The sequence below is a fragment of the Sphingobium cloacae genome, from assembly GCF_002355855.1.
In the GTDB taxonomy this organism is placed as follows: Bacteria; Pseudomonadota; Alphaproteobacteria; order Sphingomonadales; family Sphingomonadaceae; genus Sphingobium; species Sphingobium cloacae.
In genome coordinates, this window is record NZ_AP017655.1 from 2432655 (window position 1) to 2458905 (window position 26251).

Sequence of the window (26251 nt, forward strand, 5' to 3'; positions counted from 1 at the left end):
AAGGCGCGGCGGTCAGGCTTCGGGCCGGACAAGGACGACCGCATCGATTTCGACCGCCGAATTGAGCGGCAGCACCGGCACGCCCACGGCGCTGCGCGCATGGCGGCCCGCATCGCCGAAGACTTCGACCATCAGTTCGGACGCGCCGTTCGCGACCTTGGGCTGGTCGCTGAAATCCGACGCGCTGCTGATGAAGACGCCCAGCTTCACGATCCGTTCGACCCGATCGAGGCTGCCCAGCGCCGCCTTCATCTGCGCGATGAGGTTGAGGCCGCAGGCCCGCGCGGCGCGCACGCCGTAATCGAGATTGACGGTATCGCCCAGACGCCCGGTCATGAGCTGCCCGTCGGATAGCGCGATCTGCCCGGAGATGTGCAGCAGGCCATGGGCTTCGACCGCCGCGACATAGGCGGCGACCGGCGCGGCGGCGGGAGGCAGGACAATGCCCAGTTCGGCAAGGCGGGCTTCAATGCTCATCATTCGGCTCCATGGCTGAGGGAATTATCGTGCGGCGCGGGGCCTTCCGCAAGGCGGGCGGCGATCCACGCCTCAGCCTGCGCCCAACTGTCGATCCGGGCATGGGCCATGCCGGCGGGCGGTATCCGGTCGCGCAGTTCCGGTTCGCCCACCATGTGCAGGCGCCAGACGCCCGGCGCCTGTTCGGCGACGGAGGCGTGATGTTCGGCGATGTCGTCGATGAACAGCGCCACCGTCGGGCTGCGATCCGCGACGATCCGCGCCAGCGGCGGCCCCTTGGGCCCATGGTTGCAGAAGACCGGGACGTGGAGGCCGTGCCCCGCCAGCTGGTCCACCCGTCCCTGCCGGTGCCGCTCGTCGATATTGGTGAGGACGACGATATCGGCCATGGCCGACAGGCGGGCCATGGCCGCCATGGAACCGTCGATCGGCTGCTGCCGGTGCATTTCATGGTCGAAAAAGTCGGTCAGCATCGTCCAGACGATTTCCTGCGTCACCGGCTCGTCGCTTTCCTTGTGCCGCAGCGCGTCGGCGAATTTCAGCCGTTTGAAATCGAAATGCAGGTCGTGCGCCTCGTCCGCCCACTGCCGGAACGGCACGAGCATATGCAGCAGCACCTCATCGCAGTCGGTGATGATCAGGGGACGGGTCATCGGCCGAGTTCCTCCTTCGCGGCGATCAGGATATCCGGCGTGGTTTCAAGGGCCTGCGCGCAGGCGATCAGGTCCGGCTCATGATCGGCCAGAAAGGCGAGCACCGCGCCCAGCACGCCCGGATCGCCGACCCCAGCCCGCAGCGCGTCCGCGTCCAGCCCCGTCAGCGCGAGCAGCCGGTCCGCCCGCCGCTCGTCCGCCACCGTCCAGGCAAGCGCCATCAGCGCCAGCGTGGGTGCATCGGCATTGTCCTGCCTGCCATGATGGATATCGGGTCGCATGACGGTTTCTCTGCGCGGCTTTCGGGGCTATGACGTTTCCACGGAATTTTTCGGAAACGCGGGTGACTGGTGGCAAAGCGCGTGCTCGTTGTCGAGGACAACGAACTCAATCTCAAACTTTTTTGCGACCTGCTTCGCGCCCATGGGCATGAGGTGATGCCCCTGCGCGACGGGCGCGACGTGTTGCGGCAGGCGCGGGACTTCCGCCCCGACCTGGTCATCATGGACATCCACCTGCCCCATGTGAGCGGCGTCGACCTCATCATCTCGATGAAGGCGGACGGGGAATTGTCGCCGGTGCCGATCATGGCCGTCACCGCCTATGCCGGGAAGGGGGACGAGGACCGCATCCGCTCGGCAGGCGCCGACGCCTATGTGTCCAAGCCCATTTCCGTGCTGCGCTTCGTGGAGCAGGTGAACGCGCTGCTGTAAGCGCCGCGCCCCACCCGTCGCATAACCGTCACGGGACGGTCATGCCGCTGCCTTCGTCCCGAAGCGTGCCTGTCATCCCCGTCTGCCACCCCGCCCATCAAGGGACGCGGCAAAGGGCCGACGGCCCGGAAACAGCACAGGGGTATATCCATGTCTCATCTGACGGACGAGGCGCGCGCGCCTTATCGCGACGCGCAGCCGCGCATCACCGGCGGCGAAAACAGCCTGGAACATATCGTGGCGGCCAATCCGGCGCGCCGCTCCATCCTCAAGAACGGCCTGCTGGGCCTCGTCGCGCTGCCGATGCTGGGCGGGCTTGCCGCCTGCGACGACGATGACGACGCCAGCCCCACGCCGACGCCCACGCCGACGCCGACCCCGACGCCAACCCCCACGCCCAGCTATGGCATCGCCTTCGAGCCTGTCGCGGCGAGCATGGAGGACACGGTGACGGTGCCCAACGGCTATACCGTCGAGGTGCTGTTGAAGGCCGGCGATTCGATCGAGCCGGGCACGCCCTATTCGGGCAGCTACCCGACGCCCGCCGATGCCGAGAAATGGGCCGGCGGCAATCATGACGGCATGGAATATTTCGAACTGTCCGGCGTCGATCCCAACAAGGGCGGCCTGCTGGCGATCAATTTCGAACTGCCCGACTTCAATATCCTGATGTCCGGCGATTATGACCCGGCAACGGCGAGCGCGGACCAGAAGAAGCTGGCGCTGTCCGCCGTGGGCATCGGCGTGGTCGAAATCGCCAAGGGTTCGGACGGCAAATGGGCGGTGAAGGCCGACTCCAAATATAACAAGCGCTATACCGGCAACAGCAGCTATCGCGCGGGCGGTCCCGCCGCGGGCCTGCTGTCGAGCACGATCAAGGGGATGCTCAACAACTGCTCGTCGGGCCGTACCCCCTGGGGCACCTATCTCACCTGCGAGGAGACGACGGACAATTATCTCGATCCCACGCAGCCGGAGGAAAATTACGGCTGGGTGGTGGAGATCGACCCGTTGCAGGAACTCGCCCCGCCGACCAAGCGCACCGCGCTCGGCCGGTTCAGCCATGAAAATGTCGCGCATATGACGAACGCCGACCGCCGCGTCGCCTTCTATATGGGCGACGATTCGACGCCGGGCTGTATCTACAAATTCGTCTGCAACGATGCCTACAGCGCCAATAATCGCGGGCAGAATATGGGGATGCTGGACTATGGCACGCTCTATGTCGCGCGCTTCAACGCGGACGGCACGGGCGAATGGCGGGCGCTGGCGAAGGGACAGAACGGCCTGGACCTTGGCGCGTCCGATCCGGGCAAGGTCAGCCAGAGCCCGACGCCGCCGGAGCCCACGACGGTCGATTTCCGCAACCAGGCCGACATTCTGGTGAACTGCCAGTCCGCCGCGCGCGTCGCGGGCGGCACGCTCATGGACCGGCCGGAATGGATCACGGTCGCGCCCGACAACAGCGCCATCTTCGTGACGCTGACCAACAATAGCGGCCGCCAGTCGACCATCCCGGCCGACCCGCGCGTCCGCAACCTGCACGGTCATATCATCAAGTTCAAGGAAGAGGGCGATTCGCCGCTCGCCATGAAGTTCAGCTGGGAAATCTTCCTGCTGGCGGGCGATCCCTCGCTGGCTTCGGGGGGCGACAATCTGGTGGGCGACATCAAGGGCGACACCTTCTCCAGCCCCGACGGCATCCGCATCGACCCGCAGGGCCGCCTGTGGGTGCAGACCGACCACTCCATCCCCGGCAAATCGGGCGTGGACGGCAAGAGCATCGAGGATGTGTTCGGCCACAATGCGATGTTCTACGTCGACCGGACCAGCAAGGAATCGAAGCGGTTCCTGGTCGGTCCGGAAGGCTGCGAGATCACCGGCATCGCCTATACGCCCGACCTCAAGACCTTCTTCATCAATATCCAGCATCCGACCGGCGACTGGCCGGTTGCCGGCCAGGAACCGCGTTCCTCGACCATCGTCGTACGCCGCAGCGACGACAAGCCGGTCGGCGCGTGACGGAGCCGGAGGGGGGACGGCCTTGCCCGTTCCCTCCTCTCTCCTTCCATCCATCCGGCAGCAACAAGGAAAGGCCCGTTCCCTGGTGGGACGGGCCTCTTCTTCCTCCGGACGTCCGCCGCGAAGCGGATCGTCATGACCGGGGCGGCGCGGGAGCCGCCCGCGCGATCACTTGATCTTGGCTTCCTTGAACTCGACATGCTTGCGCACGACCGGGTCATATTTGCGGAAGCTCATCTTCTCGGTCTGGGTGCGCGGATTCTTCTTGGTGACGTAGAAGAAACCGGTGTCAGCCGAGCTGACGAGGCGGATCTTGACAGTTGCTGGCTTGGCCATGGCCCTAAAGTCCTGTGAATCTCGTGAAAAAGAAAAGCGGCCCCATGGGACCGCCCCGTTTCAGTGGCCGCCCATGCGGCAGATTCGGCCGCATGTCAAGGGAGGGCGCGCCAGGACAGCGGCCTTTTCCCGCCTGCCGGCCCCTCGCAAATCCGCCCTCCGCTCCCCATCTTCCTCCCATGCCGATCCGCATGGCGGGCGCCCCTGCTTTACGCGGCGTTAACCGGAACAGGCGCAGCATGGCCTTCGGAGCGACAGGACAGGGGAGTCTTCTCCATGCGACATGATCCGATGCAAGCCATTCTTTCCGACCTGCTGCGGCGGGTCGACGGCGTGGCCGGGCAGCGCGGGCATCTTTCCGCGCCGCGCTTTCACGACGAGGTGGACCAGATCCGGCACATCGCGCGCGCCTTCCACATCGACACGGTGGAAGGATTGGCCGGGACGCTCGAATCGGCGCTGTCGCTGCATGGGCTGGGGCCGGTGGTGCTGTCCTATCTGGACTTCCTGCGCGACGCCATCCTTGCGGAGATGCCGCCCGTCGGCATGGCCGCGATGCGGCCCGCGCCGGCATCCGTGACGCCGCTGCGCGCCTGAACCGGAGTCGACGCGGGCGATGGATGCGCTGCTGATCGCCCTGCTCGGCTGCCTGATCGGCGAGGTGGGCGACAAGAGCCAGCTTCTCGCGCTCGCGCTCGCGACGCGATTCAACCGCGATGGCGCGGTGATCGCCGGGATCGTCGTCGCGGCCTGCGCCAATGCCGCCATCTCCGCGGCGGCGGGCGCCTATATCGGGCCGATGCTGGGGTCCGACGCGCGGCTGCTCTTCCTGTCGCTGTCCCTGCTGTTCCTGGGCTTCGGCCTGCTCTGGCGGGCGAAAGCGCCCGATCCGCTGGACGGGTGGAAAATCGGCGCGTTCCTGACCACGGCGCTGGGGCTCTTCATCCTGGGCTTGGGCGACGGGCCGCAATTCCTGATCCTGGGCCTTGCCACCCGCACCGCCGATCCGGCGCTCGCCGCCATCGGGGGGGCGATCGGCATCATCGCCGCTTCGGTCCCGGTCGTGCTACTGCGCGGCCGGCTGCTCGCCGCCCTGCCGGTTCGCGCCATCCGCCTGTGCGGCGGCGGAGTGCTGCTGCTGGCGGGCGCGATCATGGCGCTGTCGGCGCTGGCCCTGCTCTGATCGCGCTTTTCCATCAGTGTGAGCGATAATTTCTCACCCGTTCCGGTCGCTTTTTATGGCACCTTCGCCGCCGTGAGTCATTATATGTGCGAAATCATCCGCCAACAGGAGGAACAAGCATGACTGCTGCCGATCTCAAGACTCCGACCGACCTCAAGAGCAACGCGACCAAATCGGTGGCGGAAGCGCTGAACGGCGTGCTCGCGGACAGCTATGCGCTGTATTTCAAGACCAAGAATTTCCACTGGCATGTGTCCGGCCCGCATTTCCGCGACTATCACCTGATGTTCGACGATCAGGCCGCGCAGATTCTGGGTACCACCGACGCGATCGCCGAGCGGGTGCGCAAGACGGGCAACACCACGCTGCGGTCCATCGGCGACATTGCGCGCCATCAGACGCTGAAGGACAATGACGCCGATTTCGTCGATCCCGTCGCCATGCTGAAGGAACTGCGCGAGGATAATCTGAAGCTGGTCGAAGCCTTCCGCGCCGCCAAGGAGGCCGCCGCCGCCGCAGGCGACAACGCCACCGAAGGCATTGTCGACGACTGGACCGACCAGGCCGAGGAACGCGCCTGGTTCCTGTTCGAGGCCAGCCGCAACGCCTGAGCCCGAACCGCCAAAACGGAAGAAACGCCCTCCTGCCCGCGCCGGAGGGCGTTTCTTTTCATGGAGAGGCGTTGCCCTGCGGACAGCCGACGTCATCCACGCCATGCCGGCACGCTTGCCTGCGCCCGTGCGGAACTATGGGGCCGATTCGTCCGCCTTAGTCTTCCGATACCATCATTTTAAGGGGTAGATTGTGGGAGGATCGCACAAGCCATCCCCGTAAACGACCGTTTTTGAAGGGAATTTTGGCGGGCCGTGCGGGATAGCGATGAGAACTATATCTACTCCATAGCCCTCCATGACTCTGTAAAATAGACATGAGCATGAAATTCTACGGTCTTTAAGGTGCGGTCTCCTTTCTTCCGACCCAGAACTATGGAAATCGACAAGGACGAAATCGACGATGCAATCCTTGCACTGCTTTTCCTTTCACTCGACCGGGATGGCCGATCATGGAAGAGCTTCGATTGGGACGCGATGAAACCGGCTGCATGAGAAGGGTTTCATCAGCAATCCGATCGGCAATGCGAAATCCGTGATGTTGACCGACGCGGGCATCAAGCGGTCGGAGCATCTTTTCCGAGCGCTGTTCCACAAGTCCGAGTAGATGGCCGCCCATAACAACACAGAGGTTGGCGACCTGGTGGAACTTCGCCCCTGCCGTCGTTCATAACAGACGGCGTGCGCGACAGGATCGGGCAATAATTAGACAAAATCGGGCTAAAAAGCCCCTGCGTTGCTTGCCAGATTAATTCCTGACAATCTGTTGCAGGAGAAAGGCCCGATGGTTGGGTGTTCTTGCAACCGGTTCAACGATCATGAACGCTTGCCAGGAGGAACCATCGTGAAAGCATCAATCTGCAAGGGGCCGGGCCAGGGCTTCACCGTCGTGGAGATCGAGATCGATCAACCGCAGGGGCGGGAGGTTCTGGTCGAGGTCAAGGCGTCGGGGCTTTGCCACACCGACCTCACCGTTGCGGAATCGGATTTCGGTTTTCCGTTCCCGGCCGTTCTCGGTCACGAGGTGGCCGGCGTCGTGCTTCAGGTGGGGCCGCAGGTGACGGACATCGCCGTCGGCGATCATGTCGTGGCCTGTCTGATCCAGTTCTGCGGCCGGTGCGTCGCCTGTCTTGGCGGCCGGACGTTCGAATGCACCAATCCAAACGCCACATTGCGCGCGCCTGACGCAGCGCCGCGGCTTTCCGGCCCGGATGGACCTGTCTACCAGTTCGTCGGCGTCGGCGGTTTCGCGGAACAGGTCCTGGTGCATGAAAACCAGCTCGCCGTGGTCAACAAGACCATTCCATTTCCACAAGCTGCGGTCCTTGGATGTGGGACGGTCACGGGCGCGGGCGCCGTCATCAACAGCGCCCAGGTCAGGCCGCGCGACACCGTGGCGGTGTTCGGAACGGGCGGCGTCGGTCTGAACGCCATCAACGCCGCCCGGCTGTCGGGGGCGTCGATCATCGTCGCCGTCGATCTTGTCGACGCCAAGCTGGAGCGCGCCAGGCGCTTCGGCGCGACCCACGTCGTCAACCCGGGCAAAACCGATCCTGTCGAGGCGATCCGCGCGATTACCGGGGCGGGTGTCGATTATGCGTTCGAGGTGATCGGCCTTCCCGCAACGCAACAGCAGGCCGTCGAAGCCGCGTGCCCCGGAGGCACGGCCATGCTGGTCGGCATGGGAAAGCCTGGCTCCGCGATCACCTTGCCGACCTCGATGGAGATGCTGCTCGGGCGCAAAACGGTCAAGCCGGTATTGATGGGCTCGACCCACCTCAAGCGCGACATTCCCTATTACGCGGACATGTATGTCGACGGGCGGCTTCTGCTCGATGAAATCGTCACCCAGGAAATCGCGCTTGATGAGATCGACGCCGCCTACGAGCAGCTCAAGCATGGCGAGGGCATTCGCTCCGTCATCACCCGCTTCTGAGACCAGGCGACGATCGAAAATCGGAGCGGATCGCGCGCTTCAACATAGAGGGCGGCTCAGACCGCCGCCCCGCCCAATCAACCCGTTACGCCACGCCAACCAGGGCAATACCAGGGAAGACATCAGATATGGACGATCATCAATCAAAACAGGCGACCCCATCGACGTCCGAGACGTCGAGCGACGCCTACCGCACGTTCAACCCCGCCACCGGTGAACTGGTGAAGGTCTTCCCAACGCTCGCGGACGCCGAGGCGGATGCCTTGCTTTCGCGCGCCGACGAGGCGTTTTCATCCTGGCGCTCACAGCCGGTGGCGCGTCGCGTCGAGCTCTTCCTCACCCTTGCCGACCTTCTGGACGCCAATCTCGACCGGATCGCCCGCCAAGTGACGATCGACATGGGCAAGCCGCTGGCGCAGTCGAAGATGGAAGCTCAACTCGGCCCGGCGATCCTGCGATACTACGCCGAACACGCCGAGAAGCTGCTGGCGGGCACGGATGTCGCCCTGGCCGGTTTTTCAAAGGTCTATACACGTCGCGAGCCGATCGGTGTCGTCGTCGCCATCGAGCCCTGGAACGGCCCGGTCTATCAGGCGGTTCGCGCCATCGCGCCAAACCTGATGGTGGGCAATACTGTAATCCTGAAACCGGCCGAGATCGTTGCGGGAACCACGCTGATCCTCGACGAACTGTTCGCAGAAGCCGGCTTCCCCCCGTTCGTCTATCAGACGGCGCTCGCCTCTCGCGAGCAGATATCAAGCTTCATCGCCGATCCGCGCGTCCGGGCCGTGACGCTCACAGGATCTGATCGCGCCGGCGCGTCGATTGGCGAACAGGCCGGTCGCAACATCAAGCCGGCGGTGCTTGAACTCGGCGGGTCGGACGCCTTCATCGTGCTTGATTCCGCCGATATCGCGGCGGCAGCGGGGATGGGAGCGGTCTGCCGCCTTGCCCTGGGAGGCCAGGTCTGCGTTTCGCCGAAGCGCGTGATCGTCACCGAGAAGGTCGCCGACGACTTCATCCGCCAATACACTGAGGTCTTCGCCAGTCAGAAGGTCGGCGATCCGTTCGATGCCGAGACGACACTTGGTCCGTTGTCGAGCCTTGCCGCCGCCGACGGTCTTCAGGCGCAATACCAGGACGCGATCGACAAGGGCGCAACAGTGCTCCTGCCGGGCGGCCGGATGGCGGGCGAAGGCGCCTTCTTCAAGCCCGCCGTGCTGACCGGCATCACGCCCGACATGCGCCTCTACTACGAGGAAGCCTTTGGCCCCCTGGGCCTCATATTCCGGGTGCCGGACGCGGACGCCGCCATCGCCCTCGCCAACGATACCAAATATGGCCTCGGTGGCACCGTCTATGGGCAGGATCTCGATGAGGCTCGCCGTGTTGCGCAAGCGCTCGACACCGGCATGGTCGGCATCAACCAATATCTCGGCGCGCCGATCGAGATTCCGTTCGGAGGAACCAAGTCATCCGGCGTCGGTCGGGAACTCGGGTTGAGCGGCATGGACGCCTTCTCCAACATCAAGACATATGCGGTTGCCTGAAATTGCCGCGCCCGGGCCGAGACAATCTCTCGACCCGGGTACCTTCCGCCGGTATGCAGGTAGATCACACGAGGTCTGTAAGTGCCGCGGCGGCCGCCGGGCTCACCGCCACTCGCAACAGGATCGGGCAATTTGCATGCTCATCTACAATCGACCGGCCGAGCTCACTATCTCAGAGGATGAAAGCGGAGGTTCCAACGATATGGGCGTTGCGCTCATAGAGGCTTGAGCGAGAAAATGTCTAACCAAACATGGAACAAGGATGTCAACGGGGCTTTGCTGGAGGCCATTCGTGAACGGATGGCCCAGGTCATAACCCGTCATCTGGGACAAAGGCCGTCAAGCGACACTTGCATATCCGGGCTATCCGTACATCGGCAAACATCCCCGTTCGGACCCAAGTCGTATTTCTTCGAGCCTTCGTTCACGTTCACGGTCCGGGGGATGAAGCGCGTTGTCCTGGGCGATGAGACTTACGCCTACGATCAGTCCCATTTTCTGCTGACGGCCGTCAACCTGCCTACGGTGATGCAGGTTTTACAGGCATCGGACGAACATCCCTACATGTGCATCATGCAGAAGATCGATCTGGAACTCGCCCGCTCGCTGATGACGGAGATGGACACGCATCGGGGGGAAGGTTCAGCGGAAGATGCCGGCCTGGTGCTCGGTCCAGTGACCATGCCGCTCGCTGCGGCGACGATGAATCTGGTCGATCTGATCGAGACGCCGCAGGACGCACCTTTTCTGGCGCAGTCCATCCAGCGGGAAATCCTGTTCCGCCTGCTGACGAGCCCTGTGGGCGGCCGCCTGCGTCAGGCGGTGCAGGTCGGAACGCGAACCAATGGCATCTCGAAGGCGATCCGCTGGATTCGCGATCATTTCGTCGAGCCGTTGCGCGTTCAGGATCTGGCGGAAATCGCCCGCATGGGCGAGTCGACATTTCATCATCATTTCCGTGCGCTCACCACGATGAGTCCGCTTCAATATCAGAAGCAGTTGCGCTTGCACGAGGCGCGCCGACTTATGATCAATGACAGGATGGACGCGAGTCTGGCCGCCCATCGGGTCGGTTACGAGAGCGCGACGCAGTTCAATCGCGAATATCGTCGCCTGTTCGGCGCTCCACCCAAACGCGACATCCGATCCATTACCTTCTCCGATCGAGAGTTTTTCGACGAAGGGTTTCCGGTGATCGGGGGGCCGCAATCGGGATCAGCAACGTTGCAATGAGGTACGGCGGGATGGCAGCGGCCTGTTACGCGCATGCCCCCCTCATGCAAATCACGCGCGGTCGCCTGGCCTTCCTCTCACGCCGTCGAGCGGCAGATCAGGGGCTCGGCGGGCGCGCTGCAATCGCCGATCCTTGTCGAGACTGCGCAGGGCTCCGGGAAGAAGGTCTGGCAACGGCGACAGACGGCGACCTGCATGTGCGGGCGCACCAGACCGCGCGCCTTCGCCCTCACCAGCAACGGAGCGGCGATCGTGGCGAGGGAGCGGCGAAGCTCGCTCAGTTTTGCCGTGCCCGCAGAGTTCAGGCCGGTGGTTCAGGAAGAGAAGATATCCCTCGTCATCGCCCGCCCAGTCTTTCGGCAGCGCGTCGAGATTTGCAATGTTGTCCTTGAAGATCGCAATGCCGGGAAGCTTACGATCCGCGAAGTGACGGGAAAGCGTCATCCGGCTTACGCCAACGCGCGATGCGATTACCAATGACATCGCCGCCCCGGAGTTTCCCGAACAGGGAAAACATACCGGGCAGGACGATGCCGTCGACGATGACCAACAGCATATGCATGAGCGCGTTCCCCTGTGTCGCGACATTGAACGGACGGACGGCCGCCGTAGCAGACCGTCCATCTGGCCTTACTTCGTGGTGTAGCCGCCATTGACGAGGATGGTCTGGCCGGTCATCCACCAGCCGTCCGACACCATGAAGCGGATATAGGGGACGATATCCTCGATGTCGGTGAGGCCGGTCTTCGAGAAGCCGGACAGAGCCGCTGCGGTCTTGTGATAGGCGACGGCGTCGGCGCCTTCGGCCGGATAGAAGAAGGGTGTGTCCATCGGGCCAGGCCCGATCGCCGTCACGGAAATGCCGCGCTCGCCGAACTCCCTGGAAGCCGCCCGCGTGAAATGCTCGACGGGGGCCTTGGTGCCGGCATAGCTCGAATAGAAGGGCGTGAAGGCGCCGAGTAGCGAGGTAACGAGCGTCACCAGCTTGCCGTTGTCGTTGAGGTGCTTGCCCGCTTCCTTGATGAAAAAAAAGGCTGTCTTGGCGTTAACCGCGCTCATCTCGTCATATTCCGCTTCGGATATCTCGACGATCGGCTTCTTCAGCACCTTGCCGACCGTATTGATGGCGATGTCCGGACGACCGATGGCGGCGACCGTATCCGCGAACAACTTCTCAACGGCGCCTGCTGTGGCAAGGTCTGCCTGTATGGGGATCGCCTCGGCTCCCGCCGCTTTCACTGCGGCTACTGTCGCATCGGTTTCGGCCTTGGACGCCGCGCTGTTGTAATGGATGGCGATCGCTTTCGCGCCATGCGCCGCGAGATCGCGGGCGATCAGCCCGCCCAGATTCTTCCCGCCGCCGGCGATGATGACGGTTTTGCCTTTGATGCTGTGGTCGGTCATGGGGTGGCCTCCTTTGCCGCTTCACGGCCACACCGGCGACCGCTTTCGTTCGGCAAGCATATCGTCTAGTGGCAGGCGATAAAGCCGATCATTCTAACATCACTTGTCAGGAAAGCGGCACAATCAGGAAGGCTGCCTCTTGGATCGGATCGACCTTTTCCGCATCTTCATCCGAGTCGTCGACTGTTCAAGCTTCACTCGCGCCGCTGATACGCTCGCCGTACCAAGGTCCTCGGTTTCGGCGGCGGTCCAGGCGCTGGAGGGGCGGGTCGGCGCTCGGCTGCTCAACCGCACCACGCGCAGGGTTTCGCCGACGCAGGACGGCGTCGCCTTCTACGAGCGCTGCCAACGCGTGATCGCCGACGTCGAGGAGACCGAAAACCTGTTCCGGCAGACAGCTGCCCAACCTTCAGGCAAGCTGCGGATCGATGTTCCCGGGCGGATCGGGCGCCTTGTCATTGCACCGGCGCTTCCGGGCTTTCTCGATATGTATCCCAAGATCGACATTGATCTCGGCGTGACCGATCGCGCCGTGGACCTGATAGAGGACGGCGTCGACTGTGTCGTCCGGGTGGGACCTTTAAGCGATTCCGGTCTGATTTCGCGGCCGATCGGCAAGCTGCCGCTGATCAATGTCGCCAGTCCCGCCTATCTGGACCTTCATGGAACGCCGCACATACCAGACGATCTCACGCACCATTGGGCCGTCAATTACGCGTCTCCCTCCAATGGACGGGTCGAAGACTGGGAGTGGATCGAAAACGACGCGCTTCGCACGAAGCTGCTGAGCGGGCGTGTCACCGTCAACAGCGCCGAGGCCTATATCGCCTGTTGTCTGGCCGGTCTCGGATTAATCCAGATCCCGGCTTACGACGTGCGCGCCCATCTCCAGGCAGGCGAACTGGTCGAAGTGATGCCGGATCATCGCGCCGAGCCACTGCAGATGACCTTGCTCTATCCGCACAGGCAGCATCTCTCGCACCGGCTTCAGGTCTTTGCCGATTGGCTCGAAGCGCTGCTCAAGCGGCAACTGTTGGAATAGGCGGCCACAGGGAAGACGGATCGACGATGACGACGTTTGTCCGGTACCAGAGGGAAATCGGCGGCTAAATGGGTCTTTTAATGACAGAATGGGGCAAGTTGGCAGGGCGTGCGGGAACCTCAGCCAGAAGCGCAACTACTCAGGAAGTTACTATCTAGCTGATAACAATAGATATAGCTGGATTATTTGTGCGGCAATCAGCGATGTCTGGCGGAGATGGAGTCCGCCTAACTAGTATCCAATCGCATTCAGATACTACCAATATTTCTCAGTAAATTGTTGATTTTTGTGAAGGAGCATCCTTTCATCCGTCCGAATGAGTCTCATTGCGTTCCCATAAAACCGCGCTATTATCGGGGAACGGTTTTGGGAACGATCTGCCTGTGATGCCTCTGGGTGATCTTTGGACAGATTTGGTTCCTACAGGGAGCCATTATGCCGAAGAAGCTCAGCAACGTACTCACCCCCTTGGCGGTGAAGAATGCAAAGCCCGGTCGTCATGCCGATGGTGGTGGTCTGCATTTGCTGGTGAAGGAAAGCGGTGCCCGGTCATGGGTCTATCGTTTCATGCTCAACGGTAAGTCACACGACATTGGCCTTGGCCCGGCGGGACCGGATGGTATTTCTCTTGCCGACGCCCGCGATGCCCGCGACGCGCTGCGCCTCAAGGTGAAGAGGGGGATTGATCCCCTTGAGGAACGCCAGCGGGAGGCCGCTGAGGCCCTTGCGGCTGCTCAGGCGGCACAGGTTGCGGGCATCACGTTCAGGGCCGTGGCGGAAACTTACATCGGCGCGAATGAGGGAAGCTGGCGCAATGACAAGCACCGGCAGCAATGGAAGAACACGCTGGCCACCTATGTCTATCCGGTGATCGGGGACCTTGCCGTTGCTGAAGTGGCTACCCCACATGTTCTGCAAATCCTTGAGCCGATCTGGAAAGCCAAGGCCGAGACCGCCAGCCGCGTGCGAGGGCGCATGGAAACGATCCTTGATGCCGCCAAGGCGCGTGGATACCGCGAAGGCGAAAATCCGGCCCGATGGCGCGGTCATATCGCGCAAATTCTGCCCGCTCGTTCCCGGCTTACGCGCGGTCATCACAAGGCCATGCCCTATGAGATGATCCCCGCCTTTGTTGGCGCGCTGTGCAAGCGAAAGGCCGTCGCGGCACTAGCGCTGGAATTTACTATCCTGACTGCCGCCCGCACTGGGGAAGTGATCGGGGCAACGTGGGATGAAGTCGATCTGGAAAAGGCAATCTGGACCGTCCCGGCCAGCCGGATGAAGGCGGGCAAGGAACATCGCGTGCCACTGCCCCCCCGCGCGGTAGAGATTTTGAAGTCTACGCAAGAGTTGCGCAAGGAATGGCTGTTCCCGGCGATCAAGGGCGGGAAAATGTCCGGTATGGCCATGACCATGCTGCTTCGTCGGATGAAAGTGTCAAACGGCGTTCAAAAGGGACCCCCGATCGGCGTCGAAGAGGGACCCCCTTTTTCGGATATGATGTTGGTTTGTTGAAGATGGCCTTGCGCTGCGTGCGGCGGAGGGCGGGCGTAGCCCGACCGGAGGCGCGCGCAGCGCAAGATAGATTTTTGAAGGCGCCGAAGGTAGCGGTCAGCTGCGGTTTTTGAAGCGCCAGCTGTCGTTGCCCGTCTCGATGATATCGCAGTGGTGGGTGACGCGGTCGAGCAGCGCCGTAGTCATCTTGGGATCCCCGAAGACGGTAGGCCACTCGCCGAAGGCAAGGTTGGTGGTGATGATGACGCTGGTGCGCTCATAAAGCTTGCTGATGAGGTGGAACAGCAACTGCCCTCCCGAGCGTGCGAACGGCAGATATCCAAGCTCGTCGAGCACGATCAGATCGAGCCGCGACAGCTGCGCCGCCAGGGTCCCGCCTTTGCCGATCCGGGTCTCCTCTTCGAGGCGTGTCACCAGATCGACGGTGTTGAAGTAGCGGGCGCGAGCGCCCCTTCGCACGACATTGGCGGTGATCGCGATGGCGAGGTGGGTCTTGCCTGTCCCCGTGCCGCCGACCAGCACGATATTGCGGCGAGGCGGGAGGAAGGAGCCATCGTGAAGGGAGCGGATCATCTCCTCATTGATCGGTGTGCCCTCGAAGCTGAACCGCTCCAGGTCCTTCACCACGGGCAGCCTCGCAGCCGTCATCCGATAGCGGATGGAGGCTGCATCCCGGTGGGTCGCCTCAGCACGGAGCAGGTCGGTCAGTATCTCCATGGTGGTGCGCTTGCGCTGGAGGCCGGTGGTGACCGCCTCGTCGAACGCCGCCGCCATGCCCTTGAGTCCGAGGCCGCGCATCGTGTCGATCATATCATGCCGCTGCATCATAGCCTCGCAGCAGATCATAGCGGGCACAGTCGGCGAGCGGAGGATGCTGCAGCATCCGGTCTTCCGAAGTGACGATGCTGTGGGGTGTCGCCGGCTCGCGGCGCCGGGAGAGGATGTTGAGGATCAGCTCGTCGCTGGCCGTTCCGTTCGCCAACGCTTCGCGCACGGCAGCCTCTACCGGCTCCAGGCCATCGGTGAGCACCGCCGAGAGGACCCGCACGAACCTGCGATCGGCCTCGTCCCCGGTGCCGAGCCTTCGCCGTAATCGGTGCAGGGCGGGCGGCAGATCCCAGTCCTGGAACGGTGCGCCGTTACGCAGCGCGCCGGGCTTGTGCGCGAGGACCGGCAGATAATGCCAGGGATCGTATATCGTGCGGTTCCGACCGAAGTGGCGCTCATGCTCCCCGACGATCGCATCGCCGCAGCGTATGACGATGCGATCGGCATAGGAGCGCACCTGAACGGTCCGGCGTGCGGCCGTCGACATGACCGAGTAGCGGTTGCGATCGAAGCTGATGAGGCAGGTGCCGGTGACGGCATGCTCGCTCTCATGGAAGCCGTCGAACGGTGCCAGGATCGGCTGCAGGGCCGGTCGCTCCATATCCAGCGCCTCGGCGACGGTAATATCCCCGCGTTCGGGATGGGCATGATGCTCGGCCCAGCGCCGGCACTCGGCCTCCAGCCACCCGTTGAGCTCGGCCAGGCTGGCGAACCGGAGTCGCGGCTGGAAGAAGCGGCCTCGGATCGTCTGGACCTGCTGCTCGACCTGGCCCTTCTCCCATCCCGCCGCCGGCGAGCAGGCGGTCGGCTCGACCATGTAATGATCGGTCATGATCAGGAAGCGGCGGTTGAACACACGCTCCTTGTCAACGGGCACCGAAGATTCCGCAAAAGTGGGCATCTAAAATTCCCTAGTTTGGCGGGAGGGTTTGTGTCGGTGATCAGCCGTGATGGAGATCGGGCTTTTCCTTTGCTGGCGGGCGGCCGCGCCGTTTCGGCAAGGGCGGCGGGTTGATGGACGGTGCCATGCGCGCATGCTCGGGCAGGAGGTCGGCGTGCTGTCGCATGCGATAGCTGGAGCCCTCGATCTGGATGACCACAGCGTGGTGAAGAAGGCGGTCGAGCAGCGCGGTGGCCACCACCGGATCGCCAAAGACATCACCCCATTCGGCGAAGCCGCGGTTGGATGTCAGGATCATGGCACCCTTTTCGTATCGGGCGTTGACGAGCTGGAAGAAGAGATTGCCGCCGCCGGGCGTGACGGGAAGATACCCGATCTCGTCGACGACGAGCAGGGAGGATCGGCATAGGAAGCGGATCTTCTCGCGCAACGTGCCCTCGCGTTCAGCCTTGGTCAGTGAAGCGATCAGATCGGCGAGCGGGATGAAGTAGACGCTCTTGCCCGCCTTCACGGCCTCGACGGCAAGGGCCGTGGCGATATGGCTTTTCCCGGTACCGGGCGGGCCCAGCAGATGCACCACCTCGGCCCGGTTGATGAAGTCCAGGCCAGCGAGCGCCAGGATGCGGTTCCTGTCGAGCGATGGCTGGAAGGAGAAGTCATATCCGTCCAGCGTCTTGATGATCGGCAGCCTTGCCATGCGCAGGGCTGCCTTGATCCTGCGGTTCTCCCGGAGCGACAGTTCTTCGTTCAGCAATATGTCGATGGCCTCGATGCCATCGATTTTGCCCTGCTCTATGCCGCGCAGGGTGGCGTCGAGCATCTCCAGGGCGCGTGGCATTTTGAGATGGACGAGGCTGCGGCGGATATTATCGACGCGGGATGCGGCACCCCCATGGTTCATGGCCGGTCTCCCCGCGCCAGTTGGCTGCCGATCGCCTGATAGATGGCCAGGGAGCGCACGGCGACATGCTCGCCTACACGACCGATGGCGATTACCTCTTTGCCATGGATACGGCGCTTGGCGCCGCTGCTGCCTGTCCGATGCGCAGGATCGATCCTGTACTGCCGACGCCCCTCAAGAACCGGGTGCTCGGCAATGACCTGGCCCAGGTCTACGATCCGGATCTTGTCGGGTAACTGCTGGATTTCGACGACGCGCCGGGTGCGATCGGGAACGCTGTAGTAATTGCCGCCGACCGAGACCATCCCATCGTGGCTGACGCGGCGCTCCAGCTTCAGAACAGCGTCAAAGCGGCCCGCCGGGAGCAGCTGCAACTCAGGCTGCTCGGCGGCGAAGGCTTCAGCAATAATCCGCTGCGTCGTGCCGTGGACACGGACGTTGGCGACGGTATCGAGCCAGTCGATCAGCTGGACATTGAGATCGTCCAGATTGCGGAAGCTCCGGCCCAGGAAGAAGTCCTTGCGGATATAGCTGAATGGCCGCTCGACCTTTCCCTTGGTCTTGGCCCGATAGGGACGGCAGGCGCGCGGCACGAAGCGATAATGCCCGGCCAGAGCCAGCAATGATCGATTGTAGATGATGTGGCCCTGATCATCTTCCCCGGTCACAGCGGTTTTCATGCGATCGTAGAGGATCTCGATCGGGACGCCGCCGAGCGCTTCAAAGGCCTGCATATGACAGCGCAACAGGCTTTGGAGATCCTGATGCATGACGTAGCGCGCAAACAGGAAGCGCGAATGTCCCAGCACCAGGCTGAACAGCCAGACGATCCGGCTGACGCCGGGCTCATCGGTAAATTCGACGACGAACCGGGCAAAGTCGACCTGTGCCTGCACGCCAGGCGGCGTCTCGAACCGAACCTCAAAGGGCTTGGGGCCGTTTTCCGGCCGGATCGCTGCCAGGAACCGCTTTACCGCGGTATAGGCGCCCATATATCCCAGCTCACGGATTTCCCGCGTCAGGCGCGCCGCAGTCAGATCGGGAAAGGCCGTCACTCGCTCACGCAAAAATTCCAGATAGGGTGCCAGTTTGTTCGGTCGACCCAGCATGCGAGGGCCGTAAACCGGGGCCTCGATGCCCCGTTCGATATATTTTCGGATGGTCTTGGGATCGCGACCAGTGCGTCGGGCAATGGCGGATATCGATACGCCCTGCCGATGTAGTTCGAGGATCATCATCAATTCTCCAAGTCGGATCATCGGCCCCGTCTCCGCGTCTGCAAAGGAGATGAGGACAATGTCGGCTCATCTCATTCTGCCGGGGCTAGCCCCGGCAGAATGAGATGAAGGGGCCACCAACTAGGGAATTTTCAAAGCCCACTTTTGCGGAGAATTGCACGACCGATGACACTCCTTGCCGGTGAACACGGCCGTCACCGCCGTCTTCATATTATCGTAGATACCGCGTCGCGGCACACCGCCGAAGAACGCGAACGCCCGGGCATGGGCATCGAACAGCATCTCCTGGCCCTCGCGCGGATAGGCCCGGACATAGGGTGCGCGCGAGTCGCAGAGACGCATATGCGCCACCTTCACCCGCATCGGCTTGCCGGCGATCTCCACATCCTCGTGGCTCCAGTCGAACTGGTAGGCCTCACCCGGCTGGAAGGTCATCGGGATGAACGCCGGTGCGCCTTCGCCAGCATCCTTCCGCCGCGCAGCACGCCAGCGCGCCGCATAGCGGCGCACCGCATCATAGGATCCATCGAACCCCTCGCGCACCAGCAGGTCATGGATACGCGTCATCCGTAGCCGATCGCGGCGGCCGCGCCCCTCGTTCTCCTCAAGCAGCGCATCGAGACGATCCTGATAAGGACCGATCCGCGGCAGCGGCTGGACTTTGCGCTGATAGTTGAACGCCGCCTCCGGCGACCGGATCGCCTTGCGGACTACCTTCCGCGACAAACGAAGGTCGCGCGCGATCGCCTTGATCGCCTTCCCCCCTGCATGCTCACGCCGAATCCGAACCACTGTCTCCACGATCAACATCCCGTTCTCGCCAACTGATCAAAACCAGTCGGCCGACTAAATCCCCGGGATGAAGGGGTCCTTTTTGCACGCCGATCACCCCACGAAGGGGGTGCCTATTGCACGCTGATCCTCATGTTGAAGTAACGCCCTCGCGCCCCGGCGCGGACGACATTGGCGGTGATGGCGATGGCCAGATGGGTTTTGCCGGTGCCTGTGCCACCGACAAGGACGACATTGCGCCGTGCATGCGAACGCATTGATGGGGCATTGTTGAGCAATACTTATAATTTGCGTTCGGTGCATCGTTGCACACCCGTTCATCGCCAACGGTGATTGACTTGCGTCATAAGCGAAGGCTTTGAAAGAATGCCTTCCCTTCGATCACCGGGATGGGATTGCAGAGCATATCAACCTGTTTCGGAGTTTCGCCGGTAACGACGATCCCCTTGCCGGTCGTTGTCGGCTCGATAGTTACCCGGCTTTCAGTTTCGCGATGTCCGCCAGCCGGGCCTTCGCTTTCTCGCGCTGCTCTTTCGTCAGGCGCGGATCGCTCGCGGCCTTCCTCACCAACGCTTCCACTTTCGGATTCGGGGAATGGGTTTTCGATGGCCTCTCAGCTTTCTGCTCCTTTATCGAACGGGCCTGCGGCATATCCTTCTCCAATTTCGTCGGCTACGGCCTCACCAGAGGCAGTTTGGCTTTCTCGACTAACGAAATGACTCATTGCTCGACTTGGGTCGACGGCGCTGTCTGGTATTCATCCTTCGATAGAGCGTCGCGTATCAACTCAGCAGCGGCCGTTCGGCGCTCTTCGCTGGTAAGGTCGCGAAAAGAACCGCGTGCTTGCTGAACATTCACGTTACGCGCGTTGGTGAGGATGCCGCCGACTTCTTTTGCGGCCTGCTCCAATGTGGCATTCGCCAACACAAGGTTTCCTTGCCTCAACGCGCGGTCATAATGTTTCTGGAGGACATTAAGCCGGAAAGCCTGAGAGGCAATAGGAATAGATGATACATCTTCCAGATAGGCCTTCCTCACGGCTTCAAAAATTGGCCGCCATTTTTCCCCTGCCTCAAATTTGGGATGCTCTGGATTGTAGGTGCGGACCTGCTGGATGGTCGTATCAATACCAAAATCCTCGCGGATCATCACCACCACCTCCGCTGGCGACGAAAACCTCGCAAGTGCCTGTACGATGGAGAGTTTCGCTTCCTCCGGTAAATCAGCCATGGGTCATCCTGTGGGGGTCAAGTGAGGCTTATCATGCTCTCTCGCTATCGCGAAGGACATGGTGTTCATTTTGCTTAACGGTCGGGCCATCGATGAAGGCTAAACCCACCGAATCAATTCCTGGCTGTTGAGCGACCGTCAGTCGTGCTGCCACGGGCTAGGTTGGGGACTCATTTGCTCCACTCTGCGACGACGGCGACGAGAGCGATAGCGGCGAGATAGTTTTGGGCGTGTCGGTCATATCTGGTGGCGATGCGCCGCCAGTTTTTGAGGCGTCCGAAGAGCCTCTCGATGACGTTTCTCCTTCGATAGATACGCCGGTCGAGGGATATGGTGTTCGGCGCGAAGCAGTTGAAGGGATCACGGCTTTGACGTTTCGGGCGGTCAGCCAGTTGCGCAAGCTGTCGGCGTCATAGGCTTTGTCGGCGAGGAGACGCCTTGGTGGAGCGACCGTACCGAGTAGCGGAATGGCGATGCTGATGTCTGCGATGTTGCCGGGTGTCAGGGTGATGGCGACCGGTCGGCCGCGATCGTCGGCCAGGCAGTGGATCTTGCACGTCCTGCCGCCCCGTGAGCGACCGACCGCTTCTTCATACTCCCCCTTTTTGAGCCTGCCGCCGAACGGTGGGCTTTGACGTGGCTGCTATCTATCGACAGTTCTTTCGGCACAGGCCCCGATGCCGCGACCTTCTCGAAAAGGCGCTGCCAGATGCGCCGCTGAGACCAGCGGTTGTAGCGGTTATAGATCGTTGTGGGCGGCCCATAAGCGGCGGGTACGTCGCGCCAGCGGCAGCCTGTCTTGAGCACGTGCAGGATGCCCGAAATCACCGTTCGATCGTCAACTCTCGGCTTGCCAGCTTTGCCATGCGGCAGATGTGGCTCAATCGCTAACCATGCCTCATCCGACAGCCAAAACAGATGGCGTGACATACTCTCTCCTGCACAAACTCACAGAGACAGGATATTTATCTCATAATATCAAACAGGTGTATAGGTTCTCAACGTAGTGCTGCTTCCATATGCTGCCCCATTGCTAAGAGATTTGCGCGCATAGCATTAAGGCTGTTGGCCTCCATGTGGCGGAAGGCGTAACCTTTTTCCGCTATTTGATCGATGATGCGAGCAACGAGCGCCGCTAATTGTGGCATTCCCGATAATTCGATGGCCCATCCCTTGGGTTCGAAATGAACGAATTGGTTTCGTATTTCATCGTGGAAACGTCGCAGCCAAACAAGGTCGCTTGAGGAGATGGCGACATCGCTGCCGTCACTATGATCGCCCGCAGACCGTGGTTTCCGCACAGCCTTGAGTAGATCGGGCAATGCCATCAATTGAGTTTTCGGTGCCTTGATTGTGGGGTTAGCGCGGCTTTCCTCAAAGTAGGCCAGCCATTCCCCCGCATTCCGTTTTGTGACTGCGCCGAACGGTGATGCCGAAGTTACCAAGTGACATATACACGCGCCTTGAAGGGCGGAATGCAGGGCAAGCATGATCCATTTCCATGAATGTGGATCATCCGATACGAATTGCAGCGTTCGTACAGCATGGCGGATGGATGCCGCTACATCTTCCCCCTCATCCGTTCGTACCCAGATTCCTGCCATTACCGCGTCCATCATAAACTTGGGCACTGCACCACCTCGGCCCACGACTCGAGCGCAGGACTCACTTTGTCGCAAATGTCAATGGATAGAGCGTGACACGACTCGACGCATTATGATACCCCCAAGCCATGGCAGGGAGTGAGCTACTATGGCACAGGCGCAGCAGAACGAAACGGATCGGAATTACGATGCGTTTCTCGCTCAACTACCCCAGATTATCGGGAAGTACGCGGGAATGTACGCGCTTCTGCATGAGTGCGAGATTGTCGAATATTATCGAGGATCGCTTGAGGCTACACTTGCGGGTGCCAAAAGGTTTGGGTTGGGGGCATTCTCTGTCCAAGAAGTGACGGATGAGCCAGAGCATTTGGGGTTCTATTCCTATGTTGGTGGCTCGGGGCCGTATTGAAAATCGTCAGGCAATTGTAAGAATCGGGTTCCAGCCATTCGCGCTAGAAGCCATGGACTTGCGCCCAGCCTCGGCAACGCTTGAGATTCCGGTGCATGAGTATCGGGCGCTGATTGACACCGGCGCTCAGCGCACCTGTCTCTCCAAAAGCGTCATCGCCCAAGAAAATTTAAAGGCTCATGGAAAGCTGCCAATCCAGAACGTTCATGGGATCAAGCGCCACTATCTGTATTTGGTACAGATAGGCTTCTTCTGCGAACGGGTTGTTTCGTTGAACGATACGTTGGGCCAGTCAACTTACTATGGCACTCCCAATCCAACTGAGATCATCGACATCGCGGACAACCATCGCTTTGACGCCATCATCGGGATGGATTTTTTGAGCCTTTTCGGGTTCCAGATCGAACGGGACGGCAGTTTCTCAATTCGCCTCGATTAATTCAATAGCTGGCCCCACGTTCATAGAGCAGGCGGCCATGCTCTCGGACGGCGGGCATCACCTTCTCATCGCTTTCGAGTGCAGGCCACATGTCCACGCGAACTGGCAGCACAAGCTCATCGGAGCTGAGGGCATCATCGTGGCGAAACATCCAATTGGCACCCTGTTCCCCAACAGAAGAACCATCCATCATAACCGCCAGATCAATGTCGCTGTCGGGGTGATGCTTCAGTTTCGCCCGCGAGCCGAATACATAGACCGCCGCGACCCTAGGTTGATGCGCCGCCCATTCTCGAATGCGGAAGCGCCAAGCGGCAGGAACGGCATCCTCAAACGTCATGATCGGGTCCAACGATGTCCACCTACATCTACGCCTAGCCGACGCGTTATTGGGGAGCCTTTTAGGGAACTAGTCGCCTAATCGGCGAATTATTCAATTAAATCAAGAAAATATGGCGGAGACGGAGGGATTCGAACCCTCGGTGCCCCATTCAGGGCACGACGGTTTAGCAAACCGCTGGTTTCAGCCACTCACCCACGTCTCCGCATCTTGCCCACCGCAAAAGCGGGCAGTGGCTTGGCTGGGACCGGGCTATAGCGATGGTCCCGCCCCATGGCAACGGCCATGTTTGCGATACCGACGATCGTCGGAACGCCTGCGATTCGTTCCGGCGCGGAATCGACTCAGGTGGCCGTTCGTTCATTGCCGTTTCAGCTTGGGTGCTGATACTCTGCCGGATGGACAATTGCGGGAATGCGGGGAGCCTCAAGGCATGATCGGGACTTTGGCGCGGGCTGCGGCCCGCTTTGCGCGCGGCGGCACGCTGGTCGCGGCGATCGCGGGCATGGCGCTGACGCCGCTGGCGGCGCAAGCGCAGGTGCGCACCGTCGACCCCAATACGGCTATCGATGCCGATCTCGCCCCGCCGCCCCCGGCCAGCCATGCGCCGACCGATCCGGGTGTGGACGCCACGGTGCCGGCGGATTCGGGCGTTTACAACGACCAGGCGGGCGGCAATGCCGCGTCGGCTTCCACCGCGACGGGCGCCGCCGTGTCGGCCGACACGCCGCCCGCAGCGCCGTCTCCCAGCGATTCCTATCAGGAAGACGACCTGATCGGCGCGGCCGAAGGCGTGTTCGGCAAGGGCGCCGAGGGCCTCGCCGGGATCATCGAGAAAATCCTGAAGGAACAGGGCCGCCCCAACGCCTATATCGCCGGACGCGAGGCGTCGGGCGCGCTGGTCGTCGGCCTGCGTTATGGATCGGGCACGCTCAATCACAAGATCGAGGGCAAGCGCGAAGTCTATTGGACGGGGCCGTCCATCGGGTTCGATGTCGGCGGCAATGCGGGCAACACCTTCGTTCTGGTCTATAATCTCTACGACACGCAGGATCTTTATCACCGCTACCCGGCGGCGGAGGGCACCGCCTATCTGGTCGGCGGCTTCAATGCCAGCTATCTGCGCTGGGGCAGCGTGGTGCTGATCCCGATCCGCATGGGCGTGGGATACCGGCTGGGCATCAATGCCGGTTACATGAAGTTCACGGAAAAGCGGAACTGGCTGCCCTTCTGAGCTTCAAAGGGCGAGGGCGAGTTGATCGCCCTCTTCCGCATCGCCTTCCAGATTATGCACGCCCAACCCCAACAGGCGCGCGCCCATGCGGAGCGGCAGTTGCGCGCGCAGCAACGCGCGCCCGGTTTCCGCCAGCAGTTCCGCCGAACGCACGGGTGCGGGGAAGCTGCGGGACCGGGTGATGATGCGGAAATCGGCAAACTTGACCTTGAGCACCACGGTCCGGCCATAGCCGCCGGACTTTTCGATCCGGGTCCAGAGATTGGCCGCGATCCTTTCCACCTCCTCGACCAACCGCTGCTCCGCCGTCAGATCATCGAAGAAAGTGTCCTCGACGCTGACGGACTTGCGCGCCTGCCGTTCGCGGACGGGGCGGTCGTCCTGTCCCCGCGCGGCCCGATAATAGAATGAAGCGGCGCTGCCGAAATGCGCCTGGAGGAAGGCCAGGTCGCGCGCGCGCAGGTCCGCGCCCGTCTCTATGCCCAGCGCCTGCATCCGCCGCGCGGTGACCGGGCCGACGCCGTGAATCCGGCGGACGGGCATCCTGGCGATGAAAGCTTCCCCCTCCTGCGGGCGCACGACGCACAGGCCATCGGGCTTGTTCTGGTCGGAGGCGAGCTTGGCGATCAGCTTGTTGTAGGACACGCCCGCCGAAGCGGTGAGGCCGGTTTCCTCGCGGATCAGGCGGCGGATTTCCTCCGCGACGCGGGTGGCCGAAGCGATGTCCGCCTTGTTTTCCGTCACGTCCAGATAGGCTTCGTCGAGCGAAAGCGGCTGGACGATGTCGGTAAAGCGCGAGAATATCTCCCGCACCTGCGCGGAAACGGCGCGATAGGCGTCGAAACGAGGCTTCACGAAGATGAGGTCGGGGCACAGCCGCCGCGCCCGCGCGCCGGGCATGGCCGACCGGACGCCGAAGGGCCGCGCTTCATAGCTGGCCGTCGCCACCACGCCACGCGGGCCGCCGCCGCCCACCGCGATCGCCTTGCCCCGAAGCGCCGGATCGTCGCGCTGCTCGACCGACGCGTAAAAGGCGTCCATGTCGATATGGATGATCTTGCGCGGCGGGGGCGGCGGGGATTCCATGACGCGGCCTTATGCCATGCCCGGAACGAAAGGGAAACGGCGTCAGTCCGCAACAGTGAAGGCAGGCTTGCGCCAGCGAGGTCCGCAAGCCATACTGCAGGCATGGAAAAGCTCAACCTGACCGAGGACGAATGGCGCGATCGTCTTTCGCCCGAACAATATCATGTCTTGCGGGAAGGCGGCACGGAACGGGCCTTCACCGGCAAATATAACAGCAACAAGGCCGATGGCGTCTATTATTGCGCGGGCTGCGGGGCGGAACTGTTCGATTCCGACGAGAAATATGACAGCGGATCGGGCTGGCCCAGCTTCACCGCGCCGGTGGACATCGATGCGGTCGACGAACTGCGCGACAGCAGCCATGGCATGATGCGCACCGAAGTGCGCTGCGCGAAATGCGAGGGCCATCTGGGCCATGTCTTTCCCGATGGACCAGGCGTGAACGGCCTGCGCTATTGCATGAACAGCGCGTCGCTGGACTTCAAGTCGCGCGATGAGGCGCGATAACCATTCATCGCGGGTAAAGCCGCGATCCTCTTGAGACCGGCAGGGTTTTTTTGGGGGCCGACGCCGG

The 26251-nt window shown here is 62.0% G+C and carries 31 protein-coding genes, 1 tRNA gene and 5 pseudogenes; 17 read left to right on the forward strand and 20 right to left on the reverse strand.

The genetic code is table 11. The features are described from left to right. Window positions 1-12: 12 nt before the first annotated feature. From SCLO_RS12160 to SCLO_RS12170, 3 genes are read right to left on the reverse strand one after another with little or no spacing between them, the layout of a single operon-like run. Entirely contained in the window at window positions 13-477 is a 465-nt protein-coding gene (locus SCLO_RS12160; protein ID WP_066517809.1) for a RidA family protein, read from the reverse strand. Beyond that, window positions 477-1130 carry a hypothetical protein gene (locus tag SCLO_RS12165; protein WP_066517803.1) on the reverse strand — a complete coding sequence of 218 codons (654 nt, stop codon included), beginning with the start codon at window positions 1128-1130 and terminating at the stop codon, window positions 477-479. The genes SCLO_RS12160 and SCLO_RS12165 overlap by 1 nt, the downstream gene beginning before the upstream one ends. Then, on the reverse strand, window positions 1127-1411 hold the full coding sequence (locus SCLO_RS12170) for a DUF3572 domain-containing protein (RefSeq protein ID WP_066517801.1): 285 nt from the start codon (window positions 1409-1411) through the stop codon (window positions 1127-1129). The genes SCLO_RS12165 and SCLO_RS12170 overlap by 4 nt, the downstream gene beginning before the upstream one ends. Before the next feature lie 69 nt (window positions 1412-1480). On the opposite strand from SCLO_RS12170, the gene SCLO_RS12175 reads away from it, so the two are divergent. Beyond that, window positions 1481-1843: a response regulator gene (locus tag SCLO_RS12175; RefSeq protein WP_174521962.1), complete on the forward strand. Its 363-nt coding sequence runs from the start codon at window positions 1481-1483 to the stop codon at window positions 1841-1843. Between the two features lie 150 nt (window positions 1844-1993). Next, window positions 1994-3865 (forward strand): PhoX family protein, encoded by a 1872-nt coding sequence (locus SCLO_RS12180; RefSeq protein WP_066517799.1) that lies wholly within the window; start codon window positions 1994-1996, stop codon window positions 3863-3865. A 168-nt stretch (window positions 3866-4033) separates the two neighbouring features. Here SCLO_RS12180 and rpmG read toward each other — a convergent pair whose 3' ends face one another. Next, window positions 4034-4201, reverse strand: coding sequence for a 50S ribosomal protein L33 (gene rpmG / locus SCLO_RS12185; RefSeq protein ID WP_066517797.1), 168 nt, complete (start codon window positions 4199-4201; stop codon window positions 4034-4036). A 276-nt stretch (window positions 4202-4477) separates the two neighbouring features. Here rpmG and SCLO_RS12190 point away from each other — a divergent pair, with 276 nt between their 5' ends. The 8 genes from SCLO_RS12190 to SCLO_RS12220 all read left to right on the forward strand — a co-directional run bounded on the left by SCLO_RS12190 (window position 4478) and on the right by SCLO_RS12220 (window position 10714). Beyond that, the gene (locus tag SCLO_RS12190) at window positions 4478-4798 is read left to right on the forward strand and encodes a hypothetical protein (RefSeq protein WP_066517794.1); all 321 of its coding nucleotides are present in this window, start codon (window positions 4478-4480) and stop codon (window positions 4796-4798) included. 19 nt (window positions 4799-4817) lie between these two features. Next, a complete protein-coding gene (locus tag SCLO_RS12195) occupies window positions 4818-5384 on the forward strand; it encodes a TMEM165/GDT1 family protein (protein WP_066517790.1) in 567 nt (188 codons plus the stop codon). Window positions 5385-5503: 119 nt separating this feature from the next. Continuing rightward, complete coding sequence (locus tag SCLO_RS12200) at window positions 5504-5995, forward strand: Dps family protein (RefSeq protein WP_066517789.1); 492 nt, start codon at window positions 5504-5506, stop codon at window positions 5993-5995. Window positions 5996-6370: 375 nt separating this feature from the next. Further along, window positions 6371-6490: a DUF6429 family protein gene (locus SCLO_RS24525; RefSeq protein WP_456154403.1), complete on the forward strand. Its 120-nt coding sequence runs from the start codon at window positions 6371-6373 to the stop codon at window positions 6488-6490. Window positions 6491-6530: 40 nt separating this feature from the next. Continuing rightward, window positions 6531-6602 carry a hypothetical protein gene (locus SCLO_RS24290; protein WP_456154411.1) on the forward strand — a complete coding sequence of 24 codons (72 nt, stop codon included), beginning with the start codon at window positions 6531-6533 and terminating at the stop codon, window positions 6600-6602. A gap of 237 nt (window positions 6603-6839) precedes the next feature. Then, window positions 6840-7931 carry a zinc-binding dehydrogenase gene (locus SCLO_RS12210; protein ID WP_066517787.1) on the forward strand — a complete coding sequence of 364 codons (1092 nt, stop codon included), beginning with the start codon at window positions 6840-6842 and terminating at the stop codon, window positions 7929-7931. Window positions 7932-8059: 128 nt separating this feature from the next. Further along, a complete protein-coding gene (locus tag SCLO_RS12215; RefSeq protein WP_066517785.1) occupies window positions 8060-9481 on the forward strand; it encodes an aldehyde dehydrogenase family protein in 1422 nt (473 codons plus the stop codon). A gap of 225 nt (window positions 9482-9706) precedes the next feature. Further along, the gene (locus SCLO_RS12220) at window positions 9707-10714 is read left to right on the forward strand and encodes an AraC family transcriptional regulator (protein ID WP_123905491.1); all 1008 of its coding nucleotides are present in this window, start codon (window positions 9707-9709) and stop codon (window positions 10712-10714) included. A gap of 51 nt (window positions 10715-10765) precedes the next feature. On the opposite strand, the gene SCLO_RS22940 is transcribed toward SCLO_RS12220, so the two are convergent. From SCLO_RS22940 to SCLO_RS12230, 3 genes are all read right to left on the reverse strand, one after another. Further along, window positions 10766-11158, reverse strand: a complete 393-nt coding sequence (locus tag SCLO_RS22940) for a hypothetical protein (RefSeq protein ID WP_123905492.1) — start codon at window positions 11156-11158, stop codon at window positions 10766-10768. Beyond that, complete coding sequence (locus SCLO_RS23905; RefSeq protein ID WP_231923224.1) at window positions 11127-11276, reverse strand: hypothetical protein; 150 nt, start codon at window positions 11274-11276, stop codon at window positions 11127-11129. Before SCLO_RS23905 ends, SCLO_RS22940 begins: the two co-directional genes overlap by 32 nt. Before the next feature lie 68 nt (window positions 11277-11344). Beyond that, complete coding sequence (locus SCLO_RS12230; RefSeq protein ID WP_066517776.1) at window positions 11345-12118, reverse strand: SDR family oxidoreductase; 774 nt, start codon at window positions 12116-12118, stop codon at window positions 11345-11347. Between the two features lie 139 nt (window positions 12119-12257). Between SCLO_RS12230 and SCLO_RS23910 the strand changes: the two are divergent. From SCLO_RS23910 to SCLO_RS12240, 3 genes and pseudogenes are all read left to right on the forward strand, one after another. Continuing rightward, window positions 12258-12383: pseudogene (locus SCLO_RS23910) on the forward strand (helix-turn-helix domain-containing protein); the annotation flags it as partial. Window positions 12384-12470: 87 nt separating this feature from the next. Further along, window positions 12471-13160: a LysR substrate-binding domain-containing protein gene (locus tag SCLO_RS12235; protein ID WP_231923414.1), complete on the forward strand. Its 690-nt coding sequence runs from the start codon at window positions 12471-12473 to the stop codon at window positions 13158-13160. Window positions 13161-13595: 435 nt separating this feature from the next. Then, window positions 13596-14675, forward strand: a complete 1080-nt coding sequence (locus SCLO_RS12240) for a tyrosine-type recombinase/integrase (RefSeq protein WP_197705093.1) — start codon at window positions 13596-13598, stop codon at window positions 14673-14675. 96 nt (window positions 14676-14771) lie between these two features. Here the strand turns inward: SCLO_RS12240 and istB (SCLO_RS12245) are convergent, their stop codons facing one another. The 10 genes and pseudogenes from istB (SCLO_RS12245) to SCLO_RS22945 all read right to left on the reverse strand — a co-directional run bounded on the left by istB (SCLO_RS12245) (window position 14772) and on the right by SCLO_RS22945 (window position 22196). After that, window positions 14772-15500, reverse strand: a complete 729-nt coding sequence (istB, locus tag SCLO_RS12245) for an IS21-like element helper ATPase IstB (RefSeq protein WP_096362194.1) — start codon at window positions 15498-15500, stop codon at window positions 14772-14774. After that, window positions 15487-16392, reverse strand: a pseudogene (locus tag SCLO_RS12250) (Mu transposase domain-containing protein); the annotation flags it as partial. The gene istB (SCLO_RS12245) and the pseudogene SCLO_RS12250, both read right to left, overlap by 14 nt. Before the next feature lie 52 nt (window positions 16393-16444). Then, window positions 16445-17305, reverse strand: a complete 861-nt coding sequence (istB, locus tag SCLO_RS12255; RefSeq protein ID WP_066522470.1) for an IS21-like element helper ATPase IstB — start codon at window positions 17303-17305, stop codon at window positions 16445-16447. Continuing rightward, window positions 17302-18564, reverse strand: a complete 1263-nt coding sequence (gene istA / locus SCLO_RS12260) for an IS21 family transposase (protein WP_096362064.1) — start codon at window positions 18562-18564, stop codon at window positions 17302-17304. The genes istB (SCLO_RS12255) and istA (SCLO_RS12260) overlap by 4 nt, the downstream gene beginning before the upstream one ends. Before the next feature lie 150 nt (window positions 18565-18714). Continuing rightward, a pseudogene (gene istA / locus SCLO_RS12265) lies at window positions 18715-19353 on the reverse strand (IS21 family transposase); the annotation flags it as partial. Window positions 19354-19469: 116 nt separating this feature from the next. Then, window positions 19470-19577: pseudogene (locus SCLO_RS12270) on the reverse strand (ATP-binding protein); the annotation flags it as partial. Between the two features lie 229 nt (window positions 19578-19806). Next, entirely contained in the window at window positions 19807-19986 is a 180-nt protein-coding gene (locus tag SCLO_RS12275; protein WP_066522493.1) for a hypothetical protein, read from the reverse strand. 69 nt (window positions 19987-20055) lie between these two features. Continuing rightward, the gene (locus tag SCLO_RS12280; protein ID WP_066522495.1) at window positions 20056-20565 is read right to left on the reverse strand and encodes a DUF2280 domain-containing protein; all 510 of its coding nucleotides are present in this window, start codon (window positions 20563-20565) and stop codon (window positions 20056-20058) included. Window positions 20566-20735: 170 nt separating this feature from the next. Beyond that, window positions 20736-21495 (reverse strand): annotated as a pseudogene (locus tag SCLO_RS12285) (IS5 family transposase). 68 nt (window positions 21496-21563) lie between these two features. Then, window positions 21564-22196, reverse strand: a complete 633-nt coding sequence (locus SCLO_RS22945) for a hypothetical protein (protein ID WP_231923225.1) — start codon at window positions 22194-22196, stop codon at window positions 21564-21566. A 121-nt stretch (window positions 22197-22317) separates the two neighbouring features. On the opposite strand from SCLO_RS22945, the gene SCLO_RS23915 reads away from it, so the two are divergent. Further along, window positions 22318-22578 carry a hypothetical protein gene (locus SCLO_RS23915; protein ID WP_066517206.1) on the forward strand — a complete coding sequence of 87 codons (261 nt, stop codon included), beginning with the start codon at window positions 22318-22320 and terminating at the stop codon, window positions 22576-22578. Further along, the gene (locus tag SCLO_RS12295) at window positions 22523-23017 is read left to right on the forward strand and encodes a pepsin/retropepsin-like aspartic protease family protein (RefSeq protein ID WP_123905494.1); all 495 of its coding nucleotides are present in this window, start codon (window positions 22523-22525) and stop codon (window positions 23015-23017) included. The genes SCLO_RS23915 and SCLO_RS12295 overlap by 56 nt, the downstream gene beginning before the upstream one ends. 1 nt (window position 23018) lies before the next feature. Here the strand turns inward: SCLO_RS12295 and SCLO_RS12300 are convergent, their stop codons facing one another. Together SCLO_RS12300 and SCLO_RS12305 are read right to left on the reverse strand one after the other, a co-directional pair. After that, on the reverse strand, window positions 23019-23357 hold the full coding sequence (locus tag SCLO_RS12300; RefSeq protein ID WP_123905495.1) for a nucleotidyltransferase domain-containing protein: 339 nt from the start codon (window positions 23355-23357) through the stop codon (window positions 23019-23021). A 113-nt stretch (window positions 23358-23470) separates the two neighbouring features. Further along, window positions 23471-23562: transfer RNA gene (locus SCLO_RS12305), tRNA-Ser, on the reverse strand. Between the two features lie 228 nt (window positions 23563-23790). On the opposite strand from SCLO_RS12305, the gene SCLO_RS12310 reads away from it, so the two are divergent. Next, entirely contained in the window at window positions 23791-24591 is an 801-nt protein-coding gene (locus SCLO_RS12310) for a DUF1134 domain-containing protein (protein WP_066517199.1), read from the forward strand. 3 nt (window positions 24592-24594) lie between these two features. Here the strand turns inward: SCLO_RS12310 and dinB are convergent, their stop codons facing one another. After that, a complete protein-coding gene (gene dinB, locus SCLO_RS12315; protein ID WP_066517198.1) occupies window positions 24595-25677 on the reverse strand; it encodes a DNA polymerase IV in 1083 nt (360 codons plus the stop codon). 102 nt (window positions 25678-25779) lie between these two features. Here dinB and msrB point away from each other — a divergent pair, with 102 nt between their 5' ends. After that, window positions 25780-26184 (forward strand): peptide-methionine (R)-S-oxide reductase MsrB, encoded by a 405-nt coding sequence (gene msrB / locus SCLO_RS12320; RefSeq protein WP_066517194.1) that lies wholly within the window; start codon window positions 25780-25782, stop codon window positions 26182-26184. The last annotated feature ends 67 nt before the right edge of the window (window positions 26185-26251 follow it).